The following is a 22,299-nucleotide window of genomic DNA, read 5'->3' as shown; positions in this document are numbered from 1 at the left end:
GCAGGGTTCTGGCTCCCTTTTCCCTCATGGGGAGAGGGGGCAGAGTTTCCCTCAGTGGTTCACCAGGCGCTGGACCAGGTCCACGGCCGTGTGGGCCCCGTATTTCTTCATCAGCCGCGCCCGGTAGATGTCCACCGTGCGCGGGCTGATCGCCAGCAGCTTGCCGATCTGCTTGCTGGTCTTGCCTTCCACCAGCTGCGCCGCGATGTCGCGTTCCCGGGCGGTCAGCTCGGCCGTGACCGGCCGCTTCTGTGACAGATCCTCGAACGTCCAGATGCCGGCGCCCAGCGGATCGGCGCGGTCCAGCGCGCGGCCCGTGACATGGCACCAGAACAGCTCGCCGCTGGCGCGCTTCATGATCCGTTCGTCGGAATACAGCCCCCGGGTGTTCATGACCGGCACGATGCGCGCGCCGGTGCGCTCGAACTCGTCGGCGGTGGGGTAGAGCACCTGGAACGACTGGCCCATCAGGGCATCACGCGTGGTGCCGAAGATCCGGCAGACCTCGTCGTTGCAATCCTCGATCCTCCGGGCGCGCGAGAGCACCAGGCCGACCGGAGCCAGCTGGAATGCGGTCTGGTAGTCGATGGACGGCATTATCCCTTATGTACTTTTACGTAATGGCGTTCGCGGCATCCGTTGACGTATCCTTTGGGGCGTCAACGGCGGCGCCTGACCGCCGATTGTACCGTTACAATTTCCGCGTGTGGCCAACCGGCCGCGCAAGAGCGGGACTACCGAGGAAGGAGCGAACATGAACAAGGTCTACGCCAGCGCCGCCGAGGCGCTCGCGGGCGTCGTACGCGACGGCCAGACGATCGCCGTGGGCGGTTTCGGTCTGTGCGGCATCCCCGAAGCGCTGATCGCTGCACTGCGCGACAGCGGCGTCAAGCAGCTCACCTGCATCTCCAACAACGCCGGCGTGGACGGCTTCGGCCTGGGCCAGCTGCTGGCAACCCGTCAGATCAAGAAGATGATCTCGTCGTATGTCGGCGAGAACAAGGAGTTCGAGCGCCAGTATCTGGCCGGCGAACTCGAGCTCGAATTCACGCCGCAGGGCACGCTGGCCGAAAAGCTGCGCGCCGGCGGCTCGGGCATCCCGGCCTTCTTCACCAAGACTGGCGTGGGCACGATCGTCGCCGACGGTAAGGAAACGCGCGAATTCAACGGCGAGACCTACGTGATGGAGAAATCGCTGGTGTCCGACGTAGCCATCGTCAAGGCCCAGAAAGCCGACAAGGCCGGCAACCTGGTATTCCGCCGCACCGCGCGCAACTTCAACCCGGTGTGCGCCATGTCCGGCAAGATCACGATCGCCGAAGTGGAAGAGATCGTCGAAACCGGCGAGATCGACCCGGACGACGTTCACCTGCCCGGCATCTTCGTACACCGCGTCGTACTGAACACGAACCCCGAAAAACGCATCGAACAGCGCACCGTGCGTGCCAAGTAAGGAGACAGATCATGGCATGGACACGTGACGAAATGGCCGCACGCGCGGCCGCGGAGCTGCAGGACGGCTTCTATGTGAACCTGGGTATCGGCCTGCCGACGCTGGTGGCGAATCACGTGCCGCAAGGCATGGAGGTGTGGCTCCAGTCGGAAAACGGCCTGCTCGGCATCGGCCCGTTCCCGACCGAGGAAGAAGTGGACGCCGACATGATCAACGCCGGCAAGCAGACCGTGACGACGCTGCCGGGGTCGTCGATCTTCTCGTCGGCCGATTCGTTCGCGATGATCCGCGGCGGCAAGATCAACCTGGCTATCCTGGGCGCCATGCAGGTCAGCCAGCGCGGCGACCTTGCCAACTGGATGATCCCGGGCAAGATGGTCAAGGGCATGGGCGGCGCAATGGACCTGGTGGCCGGTGTGGGCCGCGTGGTGGTGCTGATGGAACACACGGCCAAGAAGAAGGACGGCACCGAGGACGTCAAGATCCTCAAGGAATGCAACCTGCCGCTGACCGGACTGGGCGTGGTCAACCGCATCATCACCGACCTGGCCGTGATCGACGTGACGCCGCAAGGCCTGAAGCTGGTGGAAACGGCGCCGGGCGTGTCGCGCGAGGAAGTCCAGGCGAAGACGGAAGCCGAGCTGATTTGAGCGGCTGAGCCGAGGCCGCAGCATCAATAAAAAACCCCCGCCGGTTTGCGCCGGCGGGGGTTTTTGCTTCTGATCCGAGCAGCGCGTTGACCGGGTTGGCCGGTCAGGGCGCCCAAGGCTCAGGTCTTGGGCTTGTTGTAGCTCGAAAAGACCGACGCGGCGCCATCGGACTTCACCAGGAGCACGTCGAAGGGGTCCTTGCGCGGGCCGTACTCCATGCCGGGCGAGCCTACCGGCATGCCCGGCACGGCCAGGCCGGCTGCCTTGGGCTTCGCGGCCACCAGTTTCCTGATGTCGCTGGCCGGCACGTGGCCCTCGATACCATAGCCGTCGATGACGCCGGTATGGCAGGAGCCGAAGCGCTCGGGAATGCCGTATTTCTTGCGATACACCCCGGTATCTTCGACATCATGCGTGGCGACGGTAAAGCCGTTGTCGCGCAGATGCTTGACCCAGTCTTCGCAACAGCCGCAGGTCGGGCTCTTGTAGACGTCGATCTTCAGGGCTTTTGGCGATTGGGCCAGAGCCATCAGCGGGGACAGCAGCAGGGCGCTGGCACCGAGGGTGCGCAGGGCATTGCGTCGCGACTGGCGTCCCGATTGACTACGCTGCATCGATGCCTCCTTATTGCGCCACCCAGCCGCCGTCCATGTTCCAGATCGCGCCGCGCACCTGCCTGGCCGCTTCGCTGGACAGGAACACGGCCAGCGCGCCCAGTTCCTCGGGCGTGACAAACTGGCCCGACGGCTGCTTTTCCAGTACCAGCTCGCGCTTGGCCTGTTCGACCGGAATGCCCTCCTTCTGTGCGCGGGCTTCCACCTGCTTCTGCACCAGCGGGGTCAGCACCCAGCCCGGACAGATCGCATTGGCGGTGACGCCGGTCTGCGCGGTTTCCAGTGCGGTGACCTTGGTGAAGCCCACAATGCCGTGCTTGGCTGCCACGTAGGCCGACTTCTCGGCCGAGGCGACCAGGCCGTGGGTGGATGCCACGTTGATGATGCGGCCCCAGTTCTTCGTCTTCATCGACGGCAGGGCAAGGCGGGTGGTATGAAAGGCGGAGGTCAGGTTGATGGCGATGATGGCATCCCACTTGTCCACCGGGAATTCCTCGATCTTTGCCACGAACTGGATGCCAGCGTTGTTGACCAGGATGTCCACGCCGCCGAAGTCCTTTTCGGCATAGCGCATCATGTCCTCGATCTCTCCCGCCTTGCTCATGTCGGCGCCGTGGTAGCCCACCTGGATGCCGCTGCCGGCGCGGGCGATTTCCGCCTTTGCGCCGTCGGCATCACCGAATCCGTTGACAATGATGTTCGCGCCCTGCGCAGCCAGAGCCTGCGCGATGCCGAGTCCGATACCGCTGGTCGAGCCCGTGACCAGTGCCGTCTTGCCTTTGAGCATGTAAGCCTCCGTCGGGAGTGTCAGGATGTGCTGTGGCATTGTACTCGCAGGGCGTACAATCCGGCTTTGGCCTGGCGCCGTATTTCGTCGCGTTCTGCCCGGTGTTTTATCGCGGGCAAGAAATTCCGGAAAAACTCGCACGCCGCAAGAGATGCGGTGGCACCAGCAGGGGAGTCAACAGATGTCTTCCAGTCCGCGCCTCGGATTCGTCCAGTGCATCAGCCCGTCGGGCCTGCATCGCATGGCCTATCACGAATGGGGCGATCCCCTGAATCCGCGCGTGCTGATGTGCGTGCATGGCCTGACGCGTACGGGGCGCGACTTCGATGCGCTGGCGCAGGCGATGTCCGACGAGTATCGCGTGGTGTGTCCCGACGTGGTCGGCCGTGGACGCTCGGAATGGCTGGCCGATCCGCATCACTATGTGGTGCCACAGTATGTGTCGGACATGGTGACGCTGATCGCGCGGCTCAACGTGGACCAGGTGGACTGGTTCGGCACGTCGATGGGCGGGCTGATCGGCATGGGCCTGGCCGGGCTGCCGAAGTCGCCGGTGCGCAAGCTGCTGCTCAACGATGTGGGGCCGCGCATCACGGCGCAGGCGCTGGAACGCATCGGCGCCTACCTGGGCCTGCCGGTCCGGTTCAAGACTTTCGAGGAAGGCCTGGCGTACCTGCAGACGATCAGCGCGTCGTTCGGGCGCCATACGCCCGAGCAGTGGCGCGAGCTTAACGGTGCCATCCTCAAGCCGGTGCAGGGCACCGAGGGGCTGGAGTGGGGGTTGCACTATGATCCCGCGCTGGCCGTGCCGTTCAGGGAAACGTCGCCCGAGGCGGTGCAGGCCGGCGAGCTGGCGCTGTGGCACATGTTCGAGGCAGCCCCGGGGCCGACGCTGATCGTGCGAGGCGCCCAATCCGACCTGTTGCTGCGCGAGACGGTTGCCGAGATGGTGGCGCGCGGCAAGCAGGTGTCGACCGTCGAAATCCCCGATGTGGGGCACGCGCCCACGTTTGTCGATCCGGCGCAGATTGCCGTTGCCCGGGCTTTTTTCCTGGGTACGTAACGAATTTTTTGCTGAGAAGAATCTGATATGAGCACCAACACCCTCAAGCGCGCCCACGTGGGCAAGCGTCTGTCCGAATACGCGGTCTACAACGGCGTGGTCTACCTGGCCGGCCAGGTGCCCGAGGTCGACCCCAAGGCCGACCTGCGCGGCCAGACCCGCGAGGTGCTCGGTCACATCGACCGCCTGCTGGCCGAGGCCGGCAGCGACAAGACGCGCATCCTGATGTGCCAGATCTTCCTGACCGACGTCACTCGCATCGGCGAGATGAACGAGGTGTGGGACGAATGGGTCCCCCAGGGCAACACCCCCCCGCGCGCGACGGTGGAAGCAAAGCTGGCCAATCCCGACTACCTGATCGAAGTGGTGGTGACGGCCGCCCTCAACTGATGCAGGCGTTGTGACATGGTGACGTCAACGGAGCTGACGGGCCAGACCGCAGGCATTCCGGATGCCGGGCTTGTCGAGCGCGCACTGGCCTTTGTGCGCGACGTGGCCGACGGCGAAAACCCCGTGCTGTTGCCCACCGGCGAGAGCGTGTTGTCGCACGCCGAAGGGATGCTGCGCATCCTGGATGGCCTGCGGGTGGACGATGCCGCGCGGGCCGCGGCCTGCCTGTTCGCGGCGGCGGCCTTCGTGCCCGATGCCGAGGCGCAGATCGAACCCAGGTTTGGCGAGGAGGTGGTGCGCCTGGTGAAGGGCGTGCGCCAGCTGCTGCGCATCGGCGCCATTGCGGTGACGCAGGCCGATGTGTCGGAGTCGTCGAAATCGCAGGTGGCCGCGCGCCACGAGCAGGTCGAGGCCTTGCGCAAGATGCTGCTGGCGTTTGCGCAGGATATCCGCGTGGTGCTGGTGCGGCTGGCGTCGCGCCTGCAAACGCTGCGCTGGCTGGCCCAGACCAAGACCCCGCCGCTGTCCGGCGTGGCCCGCGAGACGCTGGATATCTACGCGCCGCTGGCCAACCGTCTGGGAATCTGGCAGGTGAAGTGGGAACTGGAAGACCTGGCGTTCCGCTTCGAGCAGCCCGATACCTACAAGCGCATCGCCAAGCTGCTGGACGAAAAGCGTATCGAGCGCGAAGGCTATATCGCCCAGGCCATCGGCCGCCTGCAGTCGGAACTGGCCGCGGCCGGCATCCGTGCCGAGGTGACGGGCCGGCCCAAGCACATCTACAGCATCTGGAAGAAGATGCGCGGCAAGGAACTCGACTTTGCCGACCTGTACGACGTGCGCGCGTTCCGCGTGATCGTCGACGACATCAAGGACTGCTACACCGTCCTGGGCATCGTCCACCATATCTGGCAGCCGATTCCGCGCGAGTTCGACGACTATATCTCGCGGCCGAAGGCGAACGGCTACAAGTCGCTGCATACCGTGGTGATCGGCGACGATGGGCGCGCCTTCGAAGTGCAGATCCGCACGCAGGAGATGCACCACTTTGCCGAGTACGGCGTGGCCGCGCACTGGCGCTACAAGGAGGCGGGCGGCAAGGGCTATAGCGGCCAGTTTGCCGCCGACAACACCTACGACGAGAAGATTGCCTGGCTGCGGCAGCTGCTGGCCTGGAAAGACGAGGCCGATCACACCGTGGCGCACGAAGATTCGCCATGGGAGCAGCTCAAGCATGCGGCCATCGACGACCATATCTATGTACTGACGCCGCAGGCGCGCGTGGTGGCGTTGCCGCACGGCGCCACGCCGGTGGACTTTGCCTACTACCTGCACAGCGACCTGGGCCACCGGTGCCGTGGCGCGCGTGTGGATGGGTCGATGGTGCCGCTGAACACGCCGCTCAAGAACGGGCAGACCGTGGAGATCGTGGCGGTCAAGCAGGGCGGGCCTTCGCGCGACTGGCTGAATCCCGAGCTTGGCTACCTGGCGAGCAATCGCGCGCGGGCCAAGGTGCGGGCCTGGTTCAATGCCCTTGATTCCCAGGAAACGCTGGCACAGGGCCGCGCGCTGATCGAAAAGACGCTGCAGCGCGAGGGCAAGACGGCCGTCAATCTGGACGACCTGGCCACCCGGCTCAACTTCAAGTCCACCGACGATCTCTACGCGGCCGTGGCCAAGGAAGAGTTCAGTCTGCGTCATGTGGAGCATGCGCTACGTCACCCGGAGGGCGAGGCGCAGCCGCAGTTCAGCGAGGAAGAGGCCGTCACCAAGAAGAGCCGCGCGACCAGCGTGGCCAGGGGCGCCAAGAGCGGCGTGCTGGTGGTGGGCGTGGATTCGCTGATGACGCAGATGTCACGTTGCTGCAAACCGGCCCCGCCCGACGAGATCGTTGGTTTTGTCACGCGCGGGCGCGGGGTGTCGATCCATCGCCGCAACTGCAGCACGTTCCTTCAGTTGTCGGCGCGGGCGCCCGAGCGCGTGATCCAGACCGAGTGGGGCAAGCGCAGCGACGCGGTGTATCCGGTCGATATCCAGGTGGAGGCGGTGGATCGCCAGGGCCTGTTGCGCGATATCTCCGAAGTGCTGTCGCGGGAGAAAATCAACGTGACGGGCGTGAAGACGCTGTCGAGCAAGGGTGTGGCGCGCATGCAGTTTACGGCGGAGGTTTCCGAGGCCACGCAGTTGCAGCGCGCACTGTCGATCATCGAGGAAGTGCAGGGGGTGTTGCACGCCCGGCGGAAATAAGGTTATACTCTGCGCTTCGCTAGGCTCGTAGCTCAGCTGGTTAGAGCACCACCTTGACATGGTGGGGGTCGTTGGTTCGAGTCCAATCGAGCCTACCAACGAACATGCAGTACAACGCCGGAAGCGCACTATGAACATGACAACTCGAACTACTACCGCTGGTTAGCGACAGTAGTCGAGGTGCGCCTTCGACCCGTGCAGGATGCGGGGAAACACAGAAAAACGCGGCCTTGGCCGCGTTTTTTTTCGTCTGTCGTTTGCCAGCGTGCTGCTAAGCTGCCGCGTCGCCCGGTTTCGGGTGCGGGTCAGTCCGAGAGATTTCCGTTGCCGGTGTTGTTCGATGCGCGCGTGCGCCGCATCGGGTGGCTCGGCGCCACAAAAGTTGCTTTGTCCTCCCGCCAGGCACCGAGACGCCGGCGCGGTGGAATCCACAAGAGGTGCAATGATGATCGCAATCACGCTGCCGGACGGTTCCCGTCGCGAATACCCCGGTCCCGTCACGGTGGCCGAAGTGGCGCAGAGCATCGGCTCGGGCCTGGCCAAGGCGGCGCTCGCCGGCAAGGTCGACGGTCGCATGGTCGATACGAGCTACACGATCGACCAGGACGCTTCGCTGGCTATCGTCACGGACAAGGACGCCGATGGCGTCGACGTCATCCGTCACTCGACTGCCCACTTGCTGGCCTACGCGGTCAAGGAATTGTTCCCGGATGCGCAGGTTACGATCGGCCCGGTCATCGAGAACGGCTTCTACTACGACTTTTCCTACAAGCGTCCTTTCACGCCCGAGGATCTCGCCGCCATCGAGAAGAAGATGACGGAGCTGGCCCGCAAGGATGAGAAGGTCACGCGCGAAGTGTGGAATCGCGACGAGGCGGTGGCGCTGTTCGAATCGATGGGCGAGAAGTACAAGGCCGAGATCATTGGTTCGATCCCGGCCGACCAGGAAATCGGCCTGTATCGCGAAGGCAGTTTTGTCGATCTGTGCCGCGGCCCGCACGTGCCGTCGACGGGCAAGCTGAAAGTCTTCAAGCTGATGAAGGTGGCCGGCGCCTACTGGCGCGGCGACTCGAACAACGAGATGCTTCAGCGCATCTACGGCACGGCCTGGGCCAGGAAGGAAGACCAGGAAGCGTACCTGACGATGCTGGAGGAGGCCGAGAAGCGCGACCACCGCCGCCTGGGCAAGACGCTGGACCTGTTTCATCTGCAGGAAGAAGCGCCCGGCATGGTGTTCTGGCACCCGAAGGGCTGGAGCGTCTGGCAGGCCGTCGAGCAATATATGCGCGGCCGTCTGACGGAAGCTGGCTATCAGGAAGTGCGCACGCCGCAGGTGATGGATCGTTCTCTTTGGGAAAAGTCTGGCCACTGGGAGAACTACAAGGAAAACATGTTCGTCACGGAATCGGAAAAGCGCGACTACGCGATCAAGCCGATGAACTGCCCGGGACATGTCCAGATCTTCAATCATGGCCTGCGTTCGTATCGCGACCTGCCGCTGCGCTTTGCCGAATTCGGCTCGTGCCACCGCAACGAGCCGTCCGGCGCGCTGCATGGCCTGATGCGTGTGCGCGGATTTGTGCAGGATGATGCGCACATCTTCTGCACGGAAGAGCAGATCGTCGAGGAAGCGAAGGCGTTCAACGAACTCGCGTTCTCGGTGTATGACGACTTCGGCTTCAAGGACGTCAAGGTCAAGCTGTCGCTGCGCCCTGAAAAGCGCGCCGGCTCGGATGCCGTGTGGGATCACGCCGAAGACGGCCTGCGCCTGGCGCTGCGTGCCTGCGGCGTGGAGTGGGAAGAACTGCCGGGCGAGGGTGCCTTCTACGGCCCGAAGGTCGAGTACCACATCAAGGACGCGATCGGCCGTTCGTGGCAGTGCGGTACGCTGCAGCTTGACCTGGTGCTGCCGGAACGCCTGGGTGCCGAATACGTTGCGGACGACAATGGCCGGAAGCGTCCGGTCATGCTGCACCGCGCAATCCTCGGTTCGTTCGAGCGCTTCCTGGGCATCCTGCTGGAAAATCATGCGGGTGCGCTGCCCGCCTGGCTGGCTCCGGAGCAGGTTGTGGTCATGAATATCGCCGAATCGCAGTCGGAATATGCCGAAAGCGTCGTGCAACTCTTGCAAAAACAAGGGTTTAGGGCCAAGGCGGATTTGCGTAACGAGAAAATTACGTATAAAATCCGCGAGCACTCGCTCCAGAAGATTCCCTACCTGTTAGTGGTAGGCGACAAGGAGCGGGACGCCAATCAAGTGGCCGTGCGTGCCCGTGGCAACGCGGATCTGGGTGTCATGCCCGTTTCCGCGTTTGTGGAACGTCTTCAGAACGACGTTGCCAGCAAAGCCTGAGGGTGTGAAGCACGGCTTGTTTTTTTGTCTTCTTGAGGTAACGGAACATCGCTACAGACAAAGGTCACCGTATCAACCGGGAAATCAGCGCGCCTGAGCTGCGCCTGGTAGGGGTTGATAACGAGCAGCTCGGCATCGTCAAGTTCATGGACGCACTGCGCATGGCCGAGGAGAAGGACTTGGATCTGGTGGAGATCGCGCCTAACGCGGCTCCTCCCGTGGCCCGCATCATGGACTACGGCAAGTTCAAGTACGAGGAAGCCAAGCGCGCCCATGAGGCCAAGCTCAAGCAGAAGATCATCCAGGTCAAGGAAGTGAAATTCCGTCCTGGCACGGATGATGGCGACTACAACGTCAAGCTGCGCAACCTGCGACGCTTCCTGGAGGATGGGGATAAGACCAAGATCACGCTGCGTTTCCGCGGTCGTGAGATGGCCCACCAGGAAATTGGCGCGCGCATGCTCGAGCGTCTGAAGGCTGACCTGGAAGAACTGGGTCAGGTCGAGCAGATGCCGAAGATGGAAGGTCGCCAGATGGTGATGGTGCTGGCTCCCAAGAAGAAGAAGTAATTCCTGCGCGAGGCGACGGCCGGGATGCCGGGGGTATCCCGGCGTTGCCCTGTGCGGAAATCGTGCGAGGTGTACGGGGTTCGCGCCCCGGTGCCGCGTACAAAAACAAGTGAATGCGGGTCTTGCAAGCGATGGCGACAGTCATCCACCTGCATGCATGTCATAGAGCTGGAGTTTTTCATGCCTAAGATGAAGACCAAGAAAAGCGCCTCCAAGCGCTTTACGGCGCGCCCGAACGGTTCGTTCAAGCGCGGCCAGGCCTTCAAGCGTCACATCCTGACGAAGAAGACCACCAAGAACAAGCGTCAACTGCGCGGCACCCAGGACGTCCATGAGACGAACCTGAAGTCGGTTCGCGCGATGATGCCTTACGCATAACCCCAAACGATAACGAAAGGAGTATTACATGCCTCGAGTCAAGCGTGGGGTCACTGCACGGGCCCGTCACAAGAAGGTTATCGACGCTGCCAAGGGTTACCGCGGCCGTCGCAATAATGTCTACCGTATCGCCAAGCAGGCGGTCATGCGTGCTGGCCAGTACGCGTACCGCGATCGTCGCAACAAGAAGCGTGTGTTCCGCGCGCTGTGGATTGCACGTATCAATGCCGCGACGCGTGAGCATGGCATGACCTACAGCGTGTTCATGAACGGCCTGAAGAAGGCTTCGATTGAACTGGACCGCAAGGTGCTGTCGGACATGGCCATCCATGACAAGCCTGCCTTTGCCGCCATCGTCAACCAGGTGAAAGCCACCGTTGCCTGATGGCCGTTCGGGAAGCGCGTAACGCGCTTCCGGGCAAGCACCGACCGCAAGGTCTGCTGAAACGGGGCTCCTCACCGAGCCCCGTTTTCATTTCGAATGCCGTGCCGAACGCGGGCTTCCCGAGGCCGGCACCGCATCCGAAATGACAATGCATCGCCGCGTACGATCTACTGCATATCGCACCTACTGCATATCGCGTATCGCTCCCGGCGGCAGTGCCAAACCTTTCTATGCACCATCCACGTACCGTCCACGTATAGCCGTCATGTCCCTGGATCTGGATCAAATCGTCGCCGACGCACAGGCCGCCTTCGCTGCCGCCAACGACAACGCCACGCTGGAAAACGAGAAGGCCCGCTTCCTGGGCAAGACCGGCGCGCTGACCGAACTGCTGAAGGGTCTCGGCAAGCTGGACCCGGAGGCCCGCAAGACCGAGGGCGCCCGCATCAACCAGGTCAAGCAGCAGGTGGAGGGTGCGCTGCAGGCGCGCCGCCAGGCGCTGGCCGATGCGCTGATGAACGCGCGCCTGGCCGCCGAGGCCATCGACGTGACGCTGCCTGGCCGCGCCGTGGCGCGCGGCAGCGTACACCCGGTGATGCGGACGTGGGAGCGCGTCGAGCAGATCTTCGGCTCGATTGGCTTCGACGTGGCCGATGGCCCCGAGATCGAAACCGACTGGATGAACTTCACCGCGCTGAACAACCCGGACAACCATCCGGCGCGTTCGATGCAGGATACGTTCTACGTGGACGGCCGCGACAGCGATGACAAGCTCCTGCTGCTGCGTACCCACACCAGCCCGATGCAGGTGCGCTATGCCCGCATGCACGTGCAGAAGTACGCCGGCAAGGCAATGCCGCCGATCAAGGTGATCTGCCCGGGCCGCACCTATCGCGTGGACAGCGACGCCACGCACTCGCCGATGTTCAACCAAGTGGAAGGGCTGTGGATTGGCGAGGACGTGAGCTTTGCCGACCTGAAGGGCGTCTACACCGATTTCCTGCGCAAGTTTTTCGAGCGCGACGATATCCAGGTGCGCTTCCGCCCGTCGTACTTCCCGTTCACCGAGCCGTCGGCCGAAATCGACATGGCGTTCGGCAATGGCAAGTGGCTGGAGATTTCCGGCTCGGGCCAGGTACACCCGAACGTGCTGCGCAACATGGGCCTGGACCCCGAGCGCTACATCGGCTTCGCGTTCGGCTCCGGCCTGGAGCGCCTGACGATGCTGCGCTATGGCATCAACGACCTGCGCCTGTTCTTCGAGGGCGACGTGCGCTTCCTGCGCCAGTTCGCCTGATCGCCGCAGCCCGCTGCCTGCATATCGTCAAAGACATCACAGAATACCTACCGGATCAGAAGCGCCATGCAATTCTCGGAATCCTGGCTTCGCACATTCGCCAATCCTGAAAAGATCTCGACCGACGCGCTGTCGCACAGCCTGACCATGGCCGGTCTCGAAGTGGAAGAGGTTGGCCCGGTTGCGCCGCCGTTCAACAAGATCGTGGTGGCCAGCGTGCTGGCGACCGAACGCCATCCCAATGCCGACCGCCTGAACGTTTGCCAGGTCGATGCCGGTACCGGCGAGACGCTGCAAATCGTGTGCGGCGCGCCCAACGTGAAGCCGGGCATCAAGGTGCCTTGCGCGCTGGTGGGTGCCGTGCTGCCGCCGGCCGAAGAGGGTGGCAAGCCGTTCGAAATCAAGGTGGGCAAGCTCCGTGGCGTCGACAGCTTCGGCATGCTGTGCTCGGCCCGCGAATTGAAGCTGTCGGAAGACCACGGCGGCCTGCTGGTGCTGCCGGACGACGCGCCGGTAGGCCAGGACATCCGCCAGTACCTGGACCTTGACGACCAGGTATTCACGATCAAGCTGACGCCGAACAAGGCGGACTGCCTGTCGATTCATGGCGTGGCGCGCGAAGTATCGGCGCTGACCGGTGCCGCGCTGACGCTGCCGGACATGTCGCCGGTGGCCGTGACGCTGCAGGACAAGCTGCCGGTCAAGATCTCGGCGCCCGACCTGTGCGGCCGTTTCTCGGGTCGTATCATCCGCGGCGTGAACGCCCGTGCAGCCACGCCGGCCTGGATGGTCCAGCGCCTGGAGCGCTCGGGGCAGCGCAGCATCTCGGCGCTGGTCGACATCTCGAACTTCGTGATGCTGGAACTGGGCCGTCCGTCGCACGTGTTCGACCTGGACAAGATCCATGGCGGGCTGGACGTGCGCTGGGGCCGCAAGGGCGAACAGCTCAAGCTGCTGAACGGCAACACCGTCGAGGTGGACGAGCAGGTTGGCGTGATCTCCGACGACAAGGAAATCGAAAGCCTGGCCGGTATCATGGGCGGCGACAGCACCGCCGTGTCGCTGGACACCACGAATATCTATCTGGAAGCCGCATTCTGGTGGCCCAATGCCATCCAGGGCCGTGCGCGCCGCTACAACTTCTCGACCGATGCCGCGCATCGGTTCGAGCGCGGCGTGGACTACGCCACCACCGTCGAACATATCGAACGCATCAGCGCGCTGATTCTTGAAATCTGCGGCGGCCAGGCCGGACCGGTCGATGACCAGATCGTCAACCTGCCGCAGCGCAAGCCAGTGGCCCTGCGCGTGGCGCGTGCCGAGCGCGTGCTCGGTATCGAACTGTCGTCGGCGGAAATTGCCGATGTGTTCCAGCGCTTGAACCTGCCGTTCACGCGTTCGCAGGGCGCTGATGGCGAGGTGTTCGAGGTGACGCCGCCGAGCTACCGCTTCGACATCGAGATCGAGGAAGACCTGATCGAGGAAGTGGCGCGGATCTACGGTTTCGAGCGCATCGTGGCGCGTCCGCCGATCGCCGAAAGTGAAATGCGCCCGACCAACGAGGGGCGCCGCTCGCAGCACGTGGTGCGCCACGCGCTGGCCGCCCGCGACTTCAACGAGGTGATCAACTTCGCCTTCGTGGAAGAGCAGTGGGAGCGCGACTTTGCCGCCAACGACAACCCGATCCGCCTGCTGAACCCCATCGCCAGCCAGCTGGCAGTGATGCGTTCCACGCTGATCGGCGGCCTGGTGGACAAGGTTCGCTACAACCTTAACCGCAAGGCTGCGCGCGTGCGCCTGTTCGAGGTGGGCCGCGTGTTCCATCGCGACGCCAGCGTGGCCGATGGCGGCCTGACCGTGGCCGGCTACCGCCAGCCGATGATGGCGGCTGGCATCGCCTACGGTCCTGCGTTCGAAGAACAGTGGGGCGTGGCAACGCGCCCGGTGGACTACTTCGACGTCAAGGGCGATGTGGAGGCACTGTTCCACCCGCGCACGCCGCGCTTCGAGCCGGTAGCACACCCCGCGCTGCACCCGGGCCGCGCCGCCCGCGTGATCGTCGACGGCAAGCCCGTCGGCGTGGTGGGTGAAGTTCACCCGCGCTGGCTGCAGGAGTACGAGCTGACCAACGCACCCGTGGTGTTCGAGCTGGAACTGGATGCGCTGCGCGACGTCGGCCTGCCGGTCTACACGGAGATTTCCAAGTTCCCGGCGGCAGTGCGTGACCTGGCGGTGGTGGTCAAGCAGCAGGTTCGCGTACAGGACATGATCGATGCCATGCGCGCGGCGCTGGACAAGGCCGGCTCGGGCCACTTTGTCCAGAGCCTGGTACTGTTCGACGAGTTCCGTCCCAAGGCGGCGTCGGCGTCAATTGGCGCTGATGAGAAAAGTCTTGCCTTCCGGGTAACCTTGCAAGATACTGGGGCGACCCTCCAGGACGAGACAGTCGACAGCGCGGTGCGTTGCATGGTCGACGCGCTGACAGCGGGCTTCGAAGCCCGTCTGCGCGGTTAAGCCACCATCGCAGTTGGAGCGCCCGGGCACAGCTCCCGGGCGGATCGCCAGACAGATGCAAGAGAGCGATCAAGGATGAACGATCGAGACGCGATTTCCATGAATGCTGCAGACCTGGGCGAGGCAAGCGACCGGCACGCTGCCTCCTTCGACGATGCATCGCCGGAAGCCCGCGCTACCGAGGTGCCTACGCTGACCAAGGCCGAACTCGCAGAAATGCTGTTCGACCAGGTTGGCCTGAACAAGCGCGAATCGAAGGACATGGTCGAAGCTTTCTTCGACGTGATTCGCGAAGCCCTGGAAAAGGGCGATAGCGTGAAGCTGTCCGGCTTCGGCAACTTCCAGTTGCGCGACAAGGCGCAACGTCCCGGCCGCAACCCCAAGACGGGCGAGATCATTCCGATCACCGCGCGCCGTGTGGTGACGTTCCACGCCAGCCAGAAGCTCAAGAGCCTGGTCGAGGAACGCGCCGACGTGGCGCTTCCGGGCTGACGTCACGGCAGGATCTGACGCTGCGCGCATTGCGTGCGCGTCAGTGGCCTGTTGAGTGACGACCGTCGCGGCGCGCAGACATCTGTATCAAATTGCCACATCGGTTGGATTGCCCGAGGCGGTGGCTATCTGTATCCTGCAATGCCGCGCGTACGTCGCGCCAACCGCGTCTCGCCCCTGACGGGGCTGACATCAGCTTCCCCCATCGATGACGGAAAAATCCAGCGAGCGCGTCGCGCTGCCGCCGATTCCCGCAAAACGCTATTTCACGATCGGTGAAGTCAGCGAGCTTTGCGCCGTCAAGCCGCACGTGCTGCGCTACTGGGAACAGGAGTTCACGCAGCTAAAGCCGGTGAAGCGCCGCGGCAACCGCCGCTACTACCAGCATCATGAGGTGCTGCTGATCCGTCGGATTCGCGAACTGCTCTACGAGCAGGGGTTTACGATCAACGGGGCGCGCAATCGGCTCGACGAGGGACGCCATCACGGCGTTGCCGAAGCCATGCCGGTACAGGCCGTCGAATCGCAACCGGCTGCCGGGGTGCAAGCGCCGGTGCTGTCGGTGGACCTGAACACGCTGCGCGGCGAGCTGGTGGAAGTTCAGCATCTGCTGGCGCAACTGCGGCAGATCGCGAAGCACGAATAAATTAACTGCAAACCACTAGCCATTACTGTTGGCTCTGATATAATCTCGTTCTTCTTCGGGGCGTAGCGCAGCCTGGTAGCGTACCTGCATGGGGTGCAGGTGGTCGGAGGTTCAAATCCTCTCGCCCCGACCAGAAAATAAAAGCCCGCGTAATCGATTGGTTACGCGGGCTTTGTCTTTTCCGATTCTCGGCGAATGCATTGCCGGATTTGCCAGTTCGACAGGGGCCCGTCGCGTGGCAAACCGCAAAATTTCCTTACATCTCAGACATTGTTCTGCGTCTGTGATGGTCTAGCCTTAACCCCATTCATCAATCTCGTGAAAAGCCGCGCGACGGGCTTTTATCGTGCGGCTGCATATATTTACTGATGACCTGGCGTGACGTCTTACTGATTGGTTGTGGATGGGTAGGTGCCTGTGTGGCCGTGGGCTGGATCGTGACCGCTGCGGTCAAGGTGCTCGGCTGAGCGTGACGGTCCTTCACTGCGCTTTCGATACCAGCACCGGATCGTTCCGGTAGAGGTCCGGGAACGTCTTCTTCAGATTGCCGATTTTCGGCAGATCGTTGAAGACGATGTACATGTCTCGCGGATTCCGGGCCAGATAGTCCTGATGATAGCTCTCGGCGGCATAGAACGGCTTGTTGGGCTCCACGCGTGTCACGATGGGTGACGGCCAGGCCCGGGTGCTGCCCAGCTGCGCAATATAGGCTTCGGCAATCGATTTCTGCTCGGCTGTGAGCGGGAAAATGGCGGAGCGATATTGGGTGCCGTGATCCGGCCCCTGATAGTTCAGTTGCGTCGGATTATGGGCTACCGAGAAAAACACCTGCAGCAGCTTGCCGTAGGTAATCTGCGTGGGATCGTAACGGACTTCCACCGACTCGGCGTGGCCGGTATTGCCGGTGCCCACCTTCTCGTATTGCGCCGTATTGGCTGCGCCTCCCGCGTAACCGGATGTGACCAGTGTTACGCCACGTACATGCTGGAACACCCCCTGCACCCCCCAGAAGCAGCCCCCCGCAAAGACAGCGGTGGCGGAATGGCTGGCCCCCGGCTTTTCGTCGACGGCAGGGGCGGGGATCTTCACGGCATCCTCGGCCGACAGGGCGGGCACGCGATAGGTGGTGGCGATGGCCGCGACGAAGGCCAGGCCCATCATCTTGAGCGTGGTAGGGCGGGTCCAGCGTTGCAGTTTGGCGATGGCAGTCATGGTGATGTTCCTTTCGCTGTCGAAATCAGTGTGGATCGCTTGGGTCGCGTGAATCGCGTGAATCGCGTGAATCGCGCGGATCGGGTCCGTTAACCGAACGTGAACGCGTAGGCCTGCACGCCAGGGTCGAGAAACTCGATGGCAAAGGTGCGATCGCGGACAATGCCGTCCTGGCGCACCAGCTGGTAGAGCCGCTGGTCCGTGACCGTGCCGGTGCCGTCGGCGGCCACGTCGGTACCGTGCGAGGCGCCTGGCGACTGGCCGTCGATCGTCACACGGAAGCGCACCGGCTTGCCGTCGCTGCCGGGACCCAGCACCAGGTGCAGGTCGCGGGCGTGGAAGCGGTAGACGATGCGGCCATCGGGCTTCACCAGCGATGCATGTTCCTCGCCGACATTCCACTGGCCGGCCAGGCCCCACTGGTTCAGCGCGGGACCGGTGGGCGCGGCGTAGTCCTTGGTGGCGTCTTCCCGGGCGCCGCCGGGCGAGGCGAAGTTCTCGGCCCGCGCGTAGCCGACATAGGTTTCGGGTGACTGCACGGCCTTTGCATCGCCTGCCATCTCCACGCCTTGTGCCATGCCTTGCCCGGCTACGGTGCTGCCAGCGGCCATCTTGCCCATGTCGCCGTGACCGGCCTCGGCCAGCAGTTCGCGAATGACCTGCTCGGACTTGTCGTACTCGCCTTCGCCAAAATGGTGGAAGCGCACGCGCCCCTGGGCGTCGATGAAGTAGTGCGCGGGCCAGTAGTTGTTATTGAAGGCGCGCCAGATGGCATAGTTGTTGTCGATGGCAACCGGATAGGTCACGCCCAGGTCCTTCGTGGCCTTGCGGACATTGTCGACATTGCGCTCGAAGGCGAACTCGGGCGCGTGCACGCCGATCACCACCAGGCCCTGGTCGCGATATTTCTCGGCCCACGCCTTCACGTACGGCAGCGAGCGCAGGCAGTTGATGCACGAGTATGTCCAGAAGTCGACCAGCACCACCTTGCCACGCAGCGCGTCGGCCGTCAGCGGGGGCGAATTCAGCCAGGCCACGGCACCATCCACACCGGGGAACCTGCCCTCGACCGGCAGGTTCGACGCATGGTCGGCCGTCGCGCGCATCATCATCGAACCGCCGGAAGCCTGCGGCGTGGCCGACATCGCCATGGTGTTCTGCGCCATGGCCTGTGGCTTCGCCTGCATCATCATCGCGCCGCCGGCACCGTCGCTGCCGTCCTTGCGGCCCGCGAACGTGTCGACCAGCCGCTGTTCCAGGCCGCCGGTGGCTACCGTGGAAATGCGTGTGAGGATGCCCGTATCGAGCCCGAGCGCGATGGCTGCCACGCCCAGCAGCATGGCGGCGCCGATACCGCGGCGGATCCATTCGCCCGCGCCCAGCGATCGCTTCATGGCGGCAAACACGCGCCCGCCCACCAGCAGCGCCACGGCCAGCGAGGTAGCCGCCCCGGCGGCATAGGCAACCAGCAGCAGGGTGGTGCCGATGCTGGCGCCCTGCAGCGCGGCGCCCGTCAGCACCAGGCCCAGGATCGGGCCCGCGCAGGGCGCCCAGAGCAGTCCGGTGGCGATGCCAAGCAGGAACGACGACGCGGGGCTGGCCGGACGGCCGTCCGCTTGGGCGAAGCTGGTCAGGCGACTGCCCGCGTGTACCAGCGGCTGGGTCAGCCGTTCGGCCAGGCCTGGCAGCAGCAGCGTCAGGCCGAACACGGCCAGCAACGCGATGGCAAGCCAGCGGCCCAGTTCATTGGCCTGCGCCACCCAGCCGCCGCCTACCGCGGCCAGCGTGGCCACGCCGGCGAACGTGATGCCCATGCCGGCCAGCAGGGGCAGGCCGCTGCGCACGAATGGCTGGTCGGCCCGCGCGAAGACGAACGGCAGGACGGGCAGGATGCAGGGGCTCAGGATCGTCAGGACCCCGCCCAGGTAGGCAAGTATCAGCAGCAACATGGCGTGGCGCTCTTGGTCAGGTGGTCGGAAGGTCGGGCGGCAAATTGGTCGATGGGTCGATGGGTCGACGGATCGCGGTGCGTCAGGCCGCAGCCGGCCGGAAGGTCATCGCCACGCCGTTCATGCAGTAGCGCAGGCCGGTGGGCTTGGGGCCATCGTCGAATACATGGCCCAGGTGGCCGCCGCAGCGCCGGCAATGGACGGCCGTGCGGATCATCCCGAACGACACGTCCTGGGTGGTGCCCACCGCATTGGTCAGCGGCGCCCAGAAGCTGGGCCAGCCGGTGCCGCTGTCAAACTTGGTCGTCGACGGGAACAGGTCGAGTTGGCAGCCCGCGCAGGCAAACACGCCCTTGCGGTGCTCGTCGTTGAGCGGGCTGCTGAACGGCCGTTCCGTCCCTTCCTGGCGCAGCACGTTGTACTGGGCGGCCGTCAGCTTCTTGCGCCATTCGGTCTCGCTCATGGTCACTTCGAATTTCTCGGGAGCCTGGGGCGCAGTACCGGCGGTGGCCGGGCCGGCCAGCAGGCGCCAGCCGCCCACGGCGGCCACTGCAGCGGTCAGGGTGCCGCCGGACAGCAAAAAGCGTCGGGTGATGCGCATGGTGGACTCCGTGCTCAGGAAGGGGTGATCGGATGGTAGGCAACGGGGCGTATCGGAGTCCTCGCCGAACCTTAAACAATTCGTGATAACTGCCGGCGCGGATTTCTGCACAATAGCGACACATTCCCGCTTCCCGATTGCCCAATCTTTCCGTCAGTTTCTGCCCACCCGGTACAACATGGAACACCCGAAAAGGATCCTGCTGGTTGAAGACGATGCCGGCATTGCCAATGTGCTGGCGATGCACTTGCGCGACGAGCGCTACGAGGTCGTGCACAGCGCCGACGGCGCCGAGGGGCTGCGCCTGCTGGAGCAGGGCGGCTGGGATGCGCTGGTGCTGGACCTGATGCTGCCGGGCGTGGACGGGCTGGAGATCTGCCGGCGCGCGCGCGCCATGACCCGCTACACGCCGATCATCATCACCAGCGCGCGGTCCAGCGAAGTCCACCGCATCCTGGGCCTGGAACTGGGCGCCGACGACTACCTGGCAAAGCCGTTCTCGGTGCTGGAACTGGTGGCGCGCGTCAAGGCGCTGCTGCGGCGCGTGGAGGCCATGGCCCGCGATGTACGCGCCGATGCGGGCAGCCTGGAACTGGCGGGCCTGGTCATCGACCCGCTGGCACGGCAGGCCTCGGTCGATGGCCGGCGGCTCGATCTCACGCCCCGCGAGTTCGACCTGCTGTACTTCTTTGCCCGCCATCCGGACAAGGTCTTCTCGCGCATGGACCTGCTCAATGCGGTATGGGGCTATCAGCACGAAGGCTACGAGCACACCGTGAACACGCATATCAACCGGTTGCGCACCAAGATCGAGGCCGATCCGGCGCGGCCGATGCGCATCCTGACCGTCTGGCGCCGGGGTTACCGGTTCGTGGCCGACCCGGCTGCGGCGCCGCTGGGCGACGAAGGCGACAAGCCGGGCAAGGCCGACAAGGCCGACAAGGCCGACAAGGGGGAGGCATCGTGAACCTGTCGCTGACCCAGCGCCTGTCCGCCGTGTTCGCGGCGCTGCTGCTGGCCTGCTGCGGCGCGTCGGCCTGGCTGCAGGTCCGTGCCAACGCCATGCACGAGAAGGAGGTGGTCCAGAACCTGTCGCGCGGCCTGGCGGCCTACATCGCGCGCAATGCCTTGCTCGAGGACCAGAGCGCCATCGCGCCTCAGGCGCTGCGCCAGCTGTTCGGCCAATTGATGGTGGTGAATCCCAGCGTCGAGGTCTACCTGCTGGACGACCAGGGCCACATCCGCGGGCACGACGCGCCCAGCGGCCACCTGATCCGTGACCGGGTGGACCTGGCGCCGGTGAAAAGGCTGATCGAAGGCGGCCCGCTGCCAATCCTTGGCGACGACCCGCGCAGTGCGTCCGGGCGCAAGGTGTTCAGTGCCGCGCCGTTGCGGCAGGGCGGCTATATCTATGTGGTGCTGATGGGCGAGACGCACGACCGGCTGGCCGCACGGGCGTCGCAGGATTCGGTCATGCGCACCACGCTGTGGTCGATGGCGCTGGTAGCCTCGCTGGGCCTGATCGCCGGTCTGGTGGCCTTTGCGCTGATCACGCGGCCGCTGCGGCGGCTGACCAACGAGATCCGGCAGTTCGACTCCGGCGATGCGTTCACCAGCGGCGACCCGCAGGCCATGCCATCCGAGCCTGTGCCGCGCGACGAGATGGCCGCGCTGGAATCGGCGTTTCGCCAGATGTCGGATCGCATCGACAGCCAGTGGCGCGCGCTCAAGCAGCAGGACCAGGAACGGCGCGAGATGGTAGCCAATATCTCGCACGATCTGCGTACGCCGCTGACATCGCTGCACGGCTATCTGGAGACATTGTCGGTCAAGGCCGACAGCCTGAGCGCAGACGAACGTCAGCGCTACCTGGCGATTGCGCTGGCGCAAAGCGCCAAGGTGGGCGGCCTGGCGCAGGCGCTGTTCGAACTGGCGCGTCTGGAGCATGGCATGGTGCAGGCCGTGCCCGAGGATTTTTCGATGGTTGACCTGACGCAGGACGTGCTCGAAAAATTCGCCTTGCCCGCCGAGGCCAAGCACCTGCAACTGCGCGCCGGGGTGCCGCCCGCGCTGCCGGCCGTGTCGGCTGACCTGGGCATGATCGAGCGCGTGCTGACCAATCTGCTGGACAACGCGATCCGGCACACGCCGGCCGGCGGCACGGTCGAGATCGACCTTGCCAGCCAGGACGGCAAGGTGGCGGTCACGGTCAGCGACACGGGGCCGGGCATTCCGCCGGCACTGCGCGAATCGATCTTCCAACGGCCGTTTCCGTCGGGCGGCGCGCATCGGGGCGGTGGCCTGGGCCTGCTGATCGTGCAGCGCATGCTGCAGCTGAATGGCAGTCAGGTCAGGCTGGTGGACCGGCAAGGCGGCACGACGCTGACCTTTGCGCTGCGGGCAGCGGGGCGCCAGGCGGCATGATGGTCATGGCTCGCGTGTGATGTACGGCATCCGTCGGCGGGCCTTTCCTTCGTCATGCAGGGCAAGGTCACCGAGCTGACCAAGGGTGCGGTCAACGCCGATCTGACGATTACCGATGCCAGCGGCCTGGCCGTGTCCGCCATCATTACCAACAACAGCGTCGATCGCCTGGGCCTGGCCGTGGGCAAGGCCGCTGCGGCGATGTTCAAGGCATCGAGCGTCATCGTCGGCATCGACGCCTGATTGCCGGCTCTGCCCCTTTCCCGGCTGCGCGC

At 64.4% G+C, this 22,299-nt stretch carries 21 protein-coding genes, 2 tRNA genes and 1 pseudogene; 18 read left to right on the top strand and 6 right to left on the bottom strand.

Going from position 1 to position 22,299, the window contains the following annotated elements; translation table 11 throughout:
• Positions 1-51: 51 nt before the first annotated feature.
• The gene (locus A9J21_RS19075; protein WP_066738569.1) at positions 52-597 is read right to left on the bottom strand and encodes a PAS and helix-turn-helix domain-containing protein; all 546 of its coding nucleotides are present in this window, start codon (positions 595-597) and stop codon (positions 52-54) included.
• Positions 598-754: 157 nt separating this feature from the next.
• On the opposite strand from A9J21_RS19075, the gene A9J21_RS19070 reads away from it, so the two are divergent.
• Both A9J21_RS19070 and A9J21_RS19065 read left to right on the top strand, forming a co-directional pair.
• Positions 755-1,453: a CoA transferase subunit A gene (locus A9J21_RS19070; RefSeq protein ID WP_066738568.1), complete on the top strand. Its 699-nt coding sequence runs from the start codon at positions 755-757 to the stop codon at positions 1,451-1,453.
• Positions 1,454-1,464: 11 nt separating this feature from the next.
• Positions 1,465-2,103 (top strand): CoA transferase subunit B, encoded by a 639-nt coding sequence (locus A9J21_RS19065; protein ID WP_066738566.1) that lies wholly within the window; start codon positions 1,465-1,467, stop codon positions 2,101-2,103.
• A 119-nt stretch (positions 2,104-2,222) separates the two neighbouring features.
• Here the strand turns inward: A9J21_RS19065 and A9J21_RS19060 are convergent, their stop codons facing one another.
• Positions 2,223-2,717, bottom strand: coding sequence for a DUF411 domain-containing protein (locus A9J21_RS19060; protein ID WP_066738564.1), 495 nt, complete (start codon positions 2,715-2,717; stop codon positions 2,223-2,225).
• Between the two features lie 10 nt (positions 2,718-2,727).
• Positions 2,728-3,504: a 3-hydroxybutyrate dehydrogenase gene (locus tag A9J21_RS19055; RefSeq protein ID WP_066738562.1), complete on the bottom strand. Its 777-nt coding sequence runs from the start codon at positions 3,502-3,504 to the stop codon at positions 2,728-2,730.
• Positions 3,505-3,685: 181 nt separating this feature from the next.
• Between A9J21_RS19055 and A9J21_RS19050 the strand changes: the two genes are divergently transcribed.
• The 13 genes from A9J21_RS19050 to A9J21_RS18990 all read left to right on the top strand — a co-directional run bounded on the left by A9J21_RS19050 (position 3,686) and on the right by A9J21_RS18990 (position 15,971).
• Positions 3,686-4,567 carry an alpha/beta fold hydrolase gene (locus A9J21_RS19050; RefSeq protein ID WP_066738558.1) on the top strand — a complete coding sequence of 294 codons (882 nt, stop codon included), beginning with the start codon at positions 3,686-3,688 and terminating at the stop codon, positions 4,565-4,567.
• A gap of 27 nt (positions 4,568-4,594) precedes the next feature.
• Positions 4,595-4,957 carry a RidA family protein gene (locus A9J21_RS19045; RefSeq protein ID WP_066738555.1) on the top strand — a complete coding sequence of 121 codons (363 nt, stop codon included), beginning with the start codon at positions 4,595-4,597 and terminating at the stop codon, positions 4,955-4,957.
• Positions 4,958-4,972: 15 nt separating this feature from the next.
• Entirely contained in the window at positions 4,973-7,204 is a 2,232-nt protein-coding gene (locus tag A9J21_RS19040) for a bifunctional (p)ppGpp synthetase/guanosine-3',5'-bis(diphosphate) 3'-pyrophosphohydrolase (RefSeq protein ID WP_066738553.1), read from the top strand.
• Positions 7,205-7,225: 21 nt separating this feature from the next.
• Positions 7,226-7,302: transfer RNA gene (locus A9J21_RS19035), tRNA-Val, on the top strand.
• Positions 7,303-7,649: 347 nt separating this feature from the next.
• A complete protein-coding gene (thrS, locus tag A9J21_RS19030) occupies positions 7,650-9,557 on the top strand; it encodes a threonine--tRNA ligase (protein ID WP_066738922.1) in 1,908 nt (635 codons plus the stop codon).
• Between the two features lie 47 nt (positions 9,558-9,604).
• Positions 9,605-10,126 (top strand): translation initiation factor IF-3, encoded by a 522-nt coding sequence (gene infC, locus A9J21_RS19025; RefSeq protein ID WP_082926507.1) that lies wholly within the window; start codon positions 9,605-9,607, stop codon positions 10,124-10,126.
• Positions 10,127-10,306: 180 nt separating this feature from the next.
• The gene (gene rpmI, locus A9J21_RS19020) at positions 10,307-10,504 is read left to right on the top strand and encodes a 50S ribosomal protein L35 (protein WP_006575466.1); all 198 of its coding nucleotides are present in this window, start codon (positions 10,307-10,309) and stop codon (positions 10,502-10,504) included.
• 28 nt (positions 10,505-10,532) lie between these two features.
• Positions 10,533-10,889, top strand: coding sequence for a 50S ribosomal protein L20 (rplT, locus tag A9J21_RS19015; RefSeq protein WP_008650487.1), 357 nt, complete (start codon positions 10,533-10,535; stop codon positions 10,887-10,889).
• Positions 10,890-11,160: 271 nt separating this feature from the next.
• Positions 11,161-12,186, top strand: coding sequence for a phenylalanine--tRNA ligase subunit alpha (gene pheS, locus A9J21_RS19010; RefSeq protein ID WP_180862935.1), 1,026 nt, complete (start codon positions 11,161-11,163; stop codon positions 12,184-12,186).
• Positions 12,187-12,252: 66 nt separating this feature from the next.
• Positions 12,253-14,700 carry a phenylalanine--tRNA ligase subunit beta gene (pheT, locus tag A9J21_RS19005; RefSeq protein WP_066738543.1) on the top strand — a complete coding sequence of 816 codons (2,448 nt, stop codon included), beginning with the start codon at positions 12,253-12,255 and terminating at the stop codon, positions 14,698-14,700.
• A 75-nt stretch (positions 14,701-14,775) separates the two neighbouring features.
• The gene (locus A9J21_RS19000) at positions 14,776-15,192 is read left to right on the top strand and encodes an integration host factor subunit alpha (RefSeq protein ID WP_066738541.1); all 417 of its coding nucleotides are present in this window, start codon (positions 14,776-14,778) and stop codon (positions 15,190-15,192) included.
• A 208-nt stretch (positions 15,193-15,400) separates the two neighbouring features.
• Positions 15,401-15,838 carry a MerR family transcriptional regulator gene (locus A9J21_RS18995; RefSeq protein WP_066738539.1) on the top strand — a complete coding sequence of 146 codons (438 nt, stop codon included), beginning with the start codon at positions 15,401-15,403 and terminating at the stop codon, positions 15,836-15,838.
• 56 nt (positions 15,839-15,894) lie between these two features.
• Positions 15,895-15,971: transfer RNA gene (locus tag A9J21_RS18990), tRNA-Pro, on the top strand.
• A 347-nt stretch (positions 15,972-16,318) separates the two neighbouring features.
• On the opposite strand, the gene msrA is transcribed toward A9J21_RS18990, so the two are convergent.
• From msrA to msrB, 3 genes are all read right to left on the bottom strand, one after another.
• Positions 16,319-17,050 carry a peptide-methionine (S)-S-oxide reductase MsrA gene (gene msrA, locus A9J21_RS18985; protein WP_066738536.1) on the bottom strand — a complete coding sequence of 244 codons (732 nt, stop codon included), beginning with the start codon at positions 17,048-17,050 and terminating at the stop codon, positions 16,319-16,321.
• An 89-nt stretch (positions 17,051-17,139) separates the two neighbouring features.
• Entirely contained in the window at positions 17,140-18,999 is a 1,860-nt protein-coding gene (locus tag A9J21_RS18980; protein ID WP_066738533.1) for a cytochrome c biogenesis protein DipZ, read from the bottom strand.
• Between the two features lie 82 nt (positions 19,000-19,081).
• Positions 19,082-19,600, bottom strand: coding sequence for a peptide-methionine (R)-S-oxide reductase MsrB (gene msrB / locus A9J21_RS18975; RefSeq protein WP_066738531.1), 519 nt, complete (start codon positions 19,598-19,600; stop codon positions 19,082-19,084).
• A gap of 178 nt (positions 19,601-19,778) precedes the next feature.
• Between msrB and A9J21_RS18970 the strand changes: the two genes are divergently transcribed.
• From A9J21_RS18970 to A9J21_RS18960, 3 genes and pseudogenes are all read left to right on the top strand, one after another.
• Positions 19,779-20,567: a response regulator transcription factor gene (locus A9J21_RS18970; RefSeq protein WP_066738529.1), complete on the top strand. Its 789-nt coding sequence runs from the start codon at positions 19,779-19,781 to the stop codon at positions 20,565-20,567.
• On the top strand, positions 20,564-22,024 hold the full coding sequence (locus A9J21_RS18965) for a HAMP domain-containing sensor histidine kinase (RefSeq protein ID WP_066738526.1): 1,461 nt from the start codon (positions 20,564-20,566) through the stop codon (positions 22,022-22,024). The genes A9J21_RS18970 and A9J21_RS18965 overlap by 4 nt, the downstream gene beginning before the upstream one ends.
• Positions 22,025-22,084: 60 nt before the next feature.
• Positions 22,085-22,267: pseudogene (locus tag A9J21_RS18960) on the top strand (molybdopterin-binding protein); the annotation flags it as partial.
• Positions 22,268-22,299: the final 32 nt, after the last annotated feature.

This window comes from Cupriavidus sp. D384 (assembly GCF_001652915.1).
Lineage (GTDB): Bacteria > Pseudomonadota > Gammaproteobacteria > Burkholderiales > Burkholderiaceae > Cupriavidus.
The sequence above is the reverse complement of the archived record's forward strand: the minus strand, read 5'-3'. Positions and strand labels throughout refer to the sequence as shown.

Bases quoted from the DNA above. Each gene is read 5' to 3' on its own strand.
- A9J21_RS19045 (WP_066738555.1), top strand. From the start codon at position 4,595: ATGAGCACCAACACCCTCAAGCGCGCCCACGTGGGCAAGCGTCTGTCC.
- A9J21_RS19055 (WP_066738562.1), bottom strand. From the start codon at position 3,504: ATGCTCAAAGGCAAGACGGCACTGGTCACGGGCTCGACCAGCGGTATC.
- rplT (WP_008650487.1), top strand. From the start codon at position 10,533: ATGCCTCGAGTCAAGCGTGGGGTCACTGCACGGGCCCGTCACAAGAAG.
- A9J21_RS18970 (WP_066738529.1), top strand. From the start codon at position 19,779: ATGGAACACCCGAAAAGGATCCTGCTGGTTGAAGACGATGCCGGCATT.
- A9J21_RS19070 (WP_066738568.1), top strand. From the start codon at position 755: ATGAACAAGGTCTACGCCAGCGCCGCCGAGGCGCTCGCGGGCGTCGTA.
- A9J21_RS18995 (WP_066738539.1), top strand. From the start codon at position 15,401: ATGACGGAAAAATCCAGCGAGCGCGTCGCGCTGCCGCCGATTCCCGCA.
- A9J21_RS19075 (WP_066738569.1), bottom strand. From the start codon at position 597: ATGCCGTCCATCGACTACCAGACCGCATTCCAGCTGGCTCCGGTCGGC.
- pheT (WP_066738543.1), top strand. From the start codon at position 12,253: ATGCAATTCTCGGAATCCTGGCTTCGCACATTCGCCAATCCTGAAAAG.
- thrS (WP_066738922.1), top strand. From the start codon at position 7,650: ATGATCGCAATCACGCTGCCGGACGGTTCCCGTCGCGAATACCCCGGT.
- A9J21_RS18980 (WP_066738533.1), bottom strand. From the start codon at position 18,999: ATGTTGCTGCTGATACTTGCCTACCTGGGCGGGGTCCTGACGATCCTG.
- rpmI (WP_006575466.1), top strand. From the start codon at position 10,307: ATGCCTAAGATGAAGACCAAGAAAAGCGCCTCCAAGCGCTTTACGGCG.
- A9J21_RS19040 (WP_066738553.1), top strand. From the start codon at position 4,973: ATGGTGACGTCAACGGAGCTGACGGGCCAGACCGCAGGCATTCCGGAT.
- A9J21_RS19050 (WP_066738558.1), top strand. From the start codon at position 3,686: ATGTCTTCCAGTCCGCGCCTCGGATTCGTCCAGTGCATCAGCCCGTCG.
- A9J21_RS19060 (WP_066738564.1), bottom strand. From the start codon at position 2,717: ATGCAGCGTAGTCAATCGGGACGCCAGTCGCGACGCAATGCCCTGCGC.
- msrA (WP_066738536.1), bottom strand. From the start codon at position 17,050: ATGACTGCCATCGCCAAACTGCAACGCTGGACCCGCCCTACCACGCTC.
- msrB (WP_066738531.1), bottom strand. From the start codon at position 19,600: ATGCGCATCACCCGACGCTTTTTGCTGTCCGGCGGCACCCTGACCGCT.
- A9J21_RS19065 (WP_066738566.1), top strand. From the start codon at position 1,465: ATGGCATGGACACGTGACGAAATGGCCGCACGCGCGGCCGCGGAGCTG.
- A9J21_RS19000 (WP_066738541.1), top strand. From the start codon at position 14,776: ATGAACGATCGAGACGCGATTTCCATGAATGCTGCAGACCTGGGCGAG.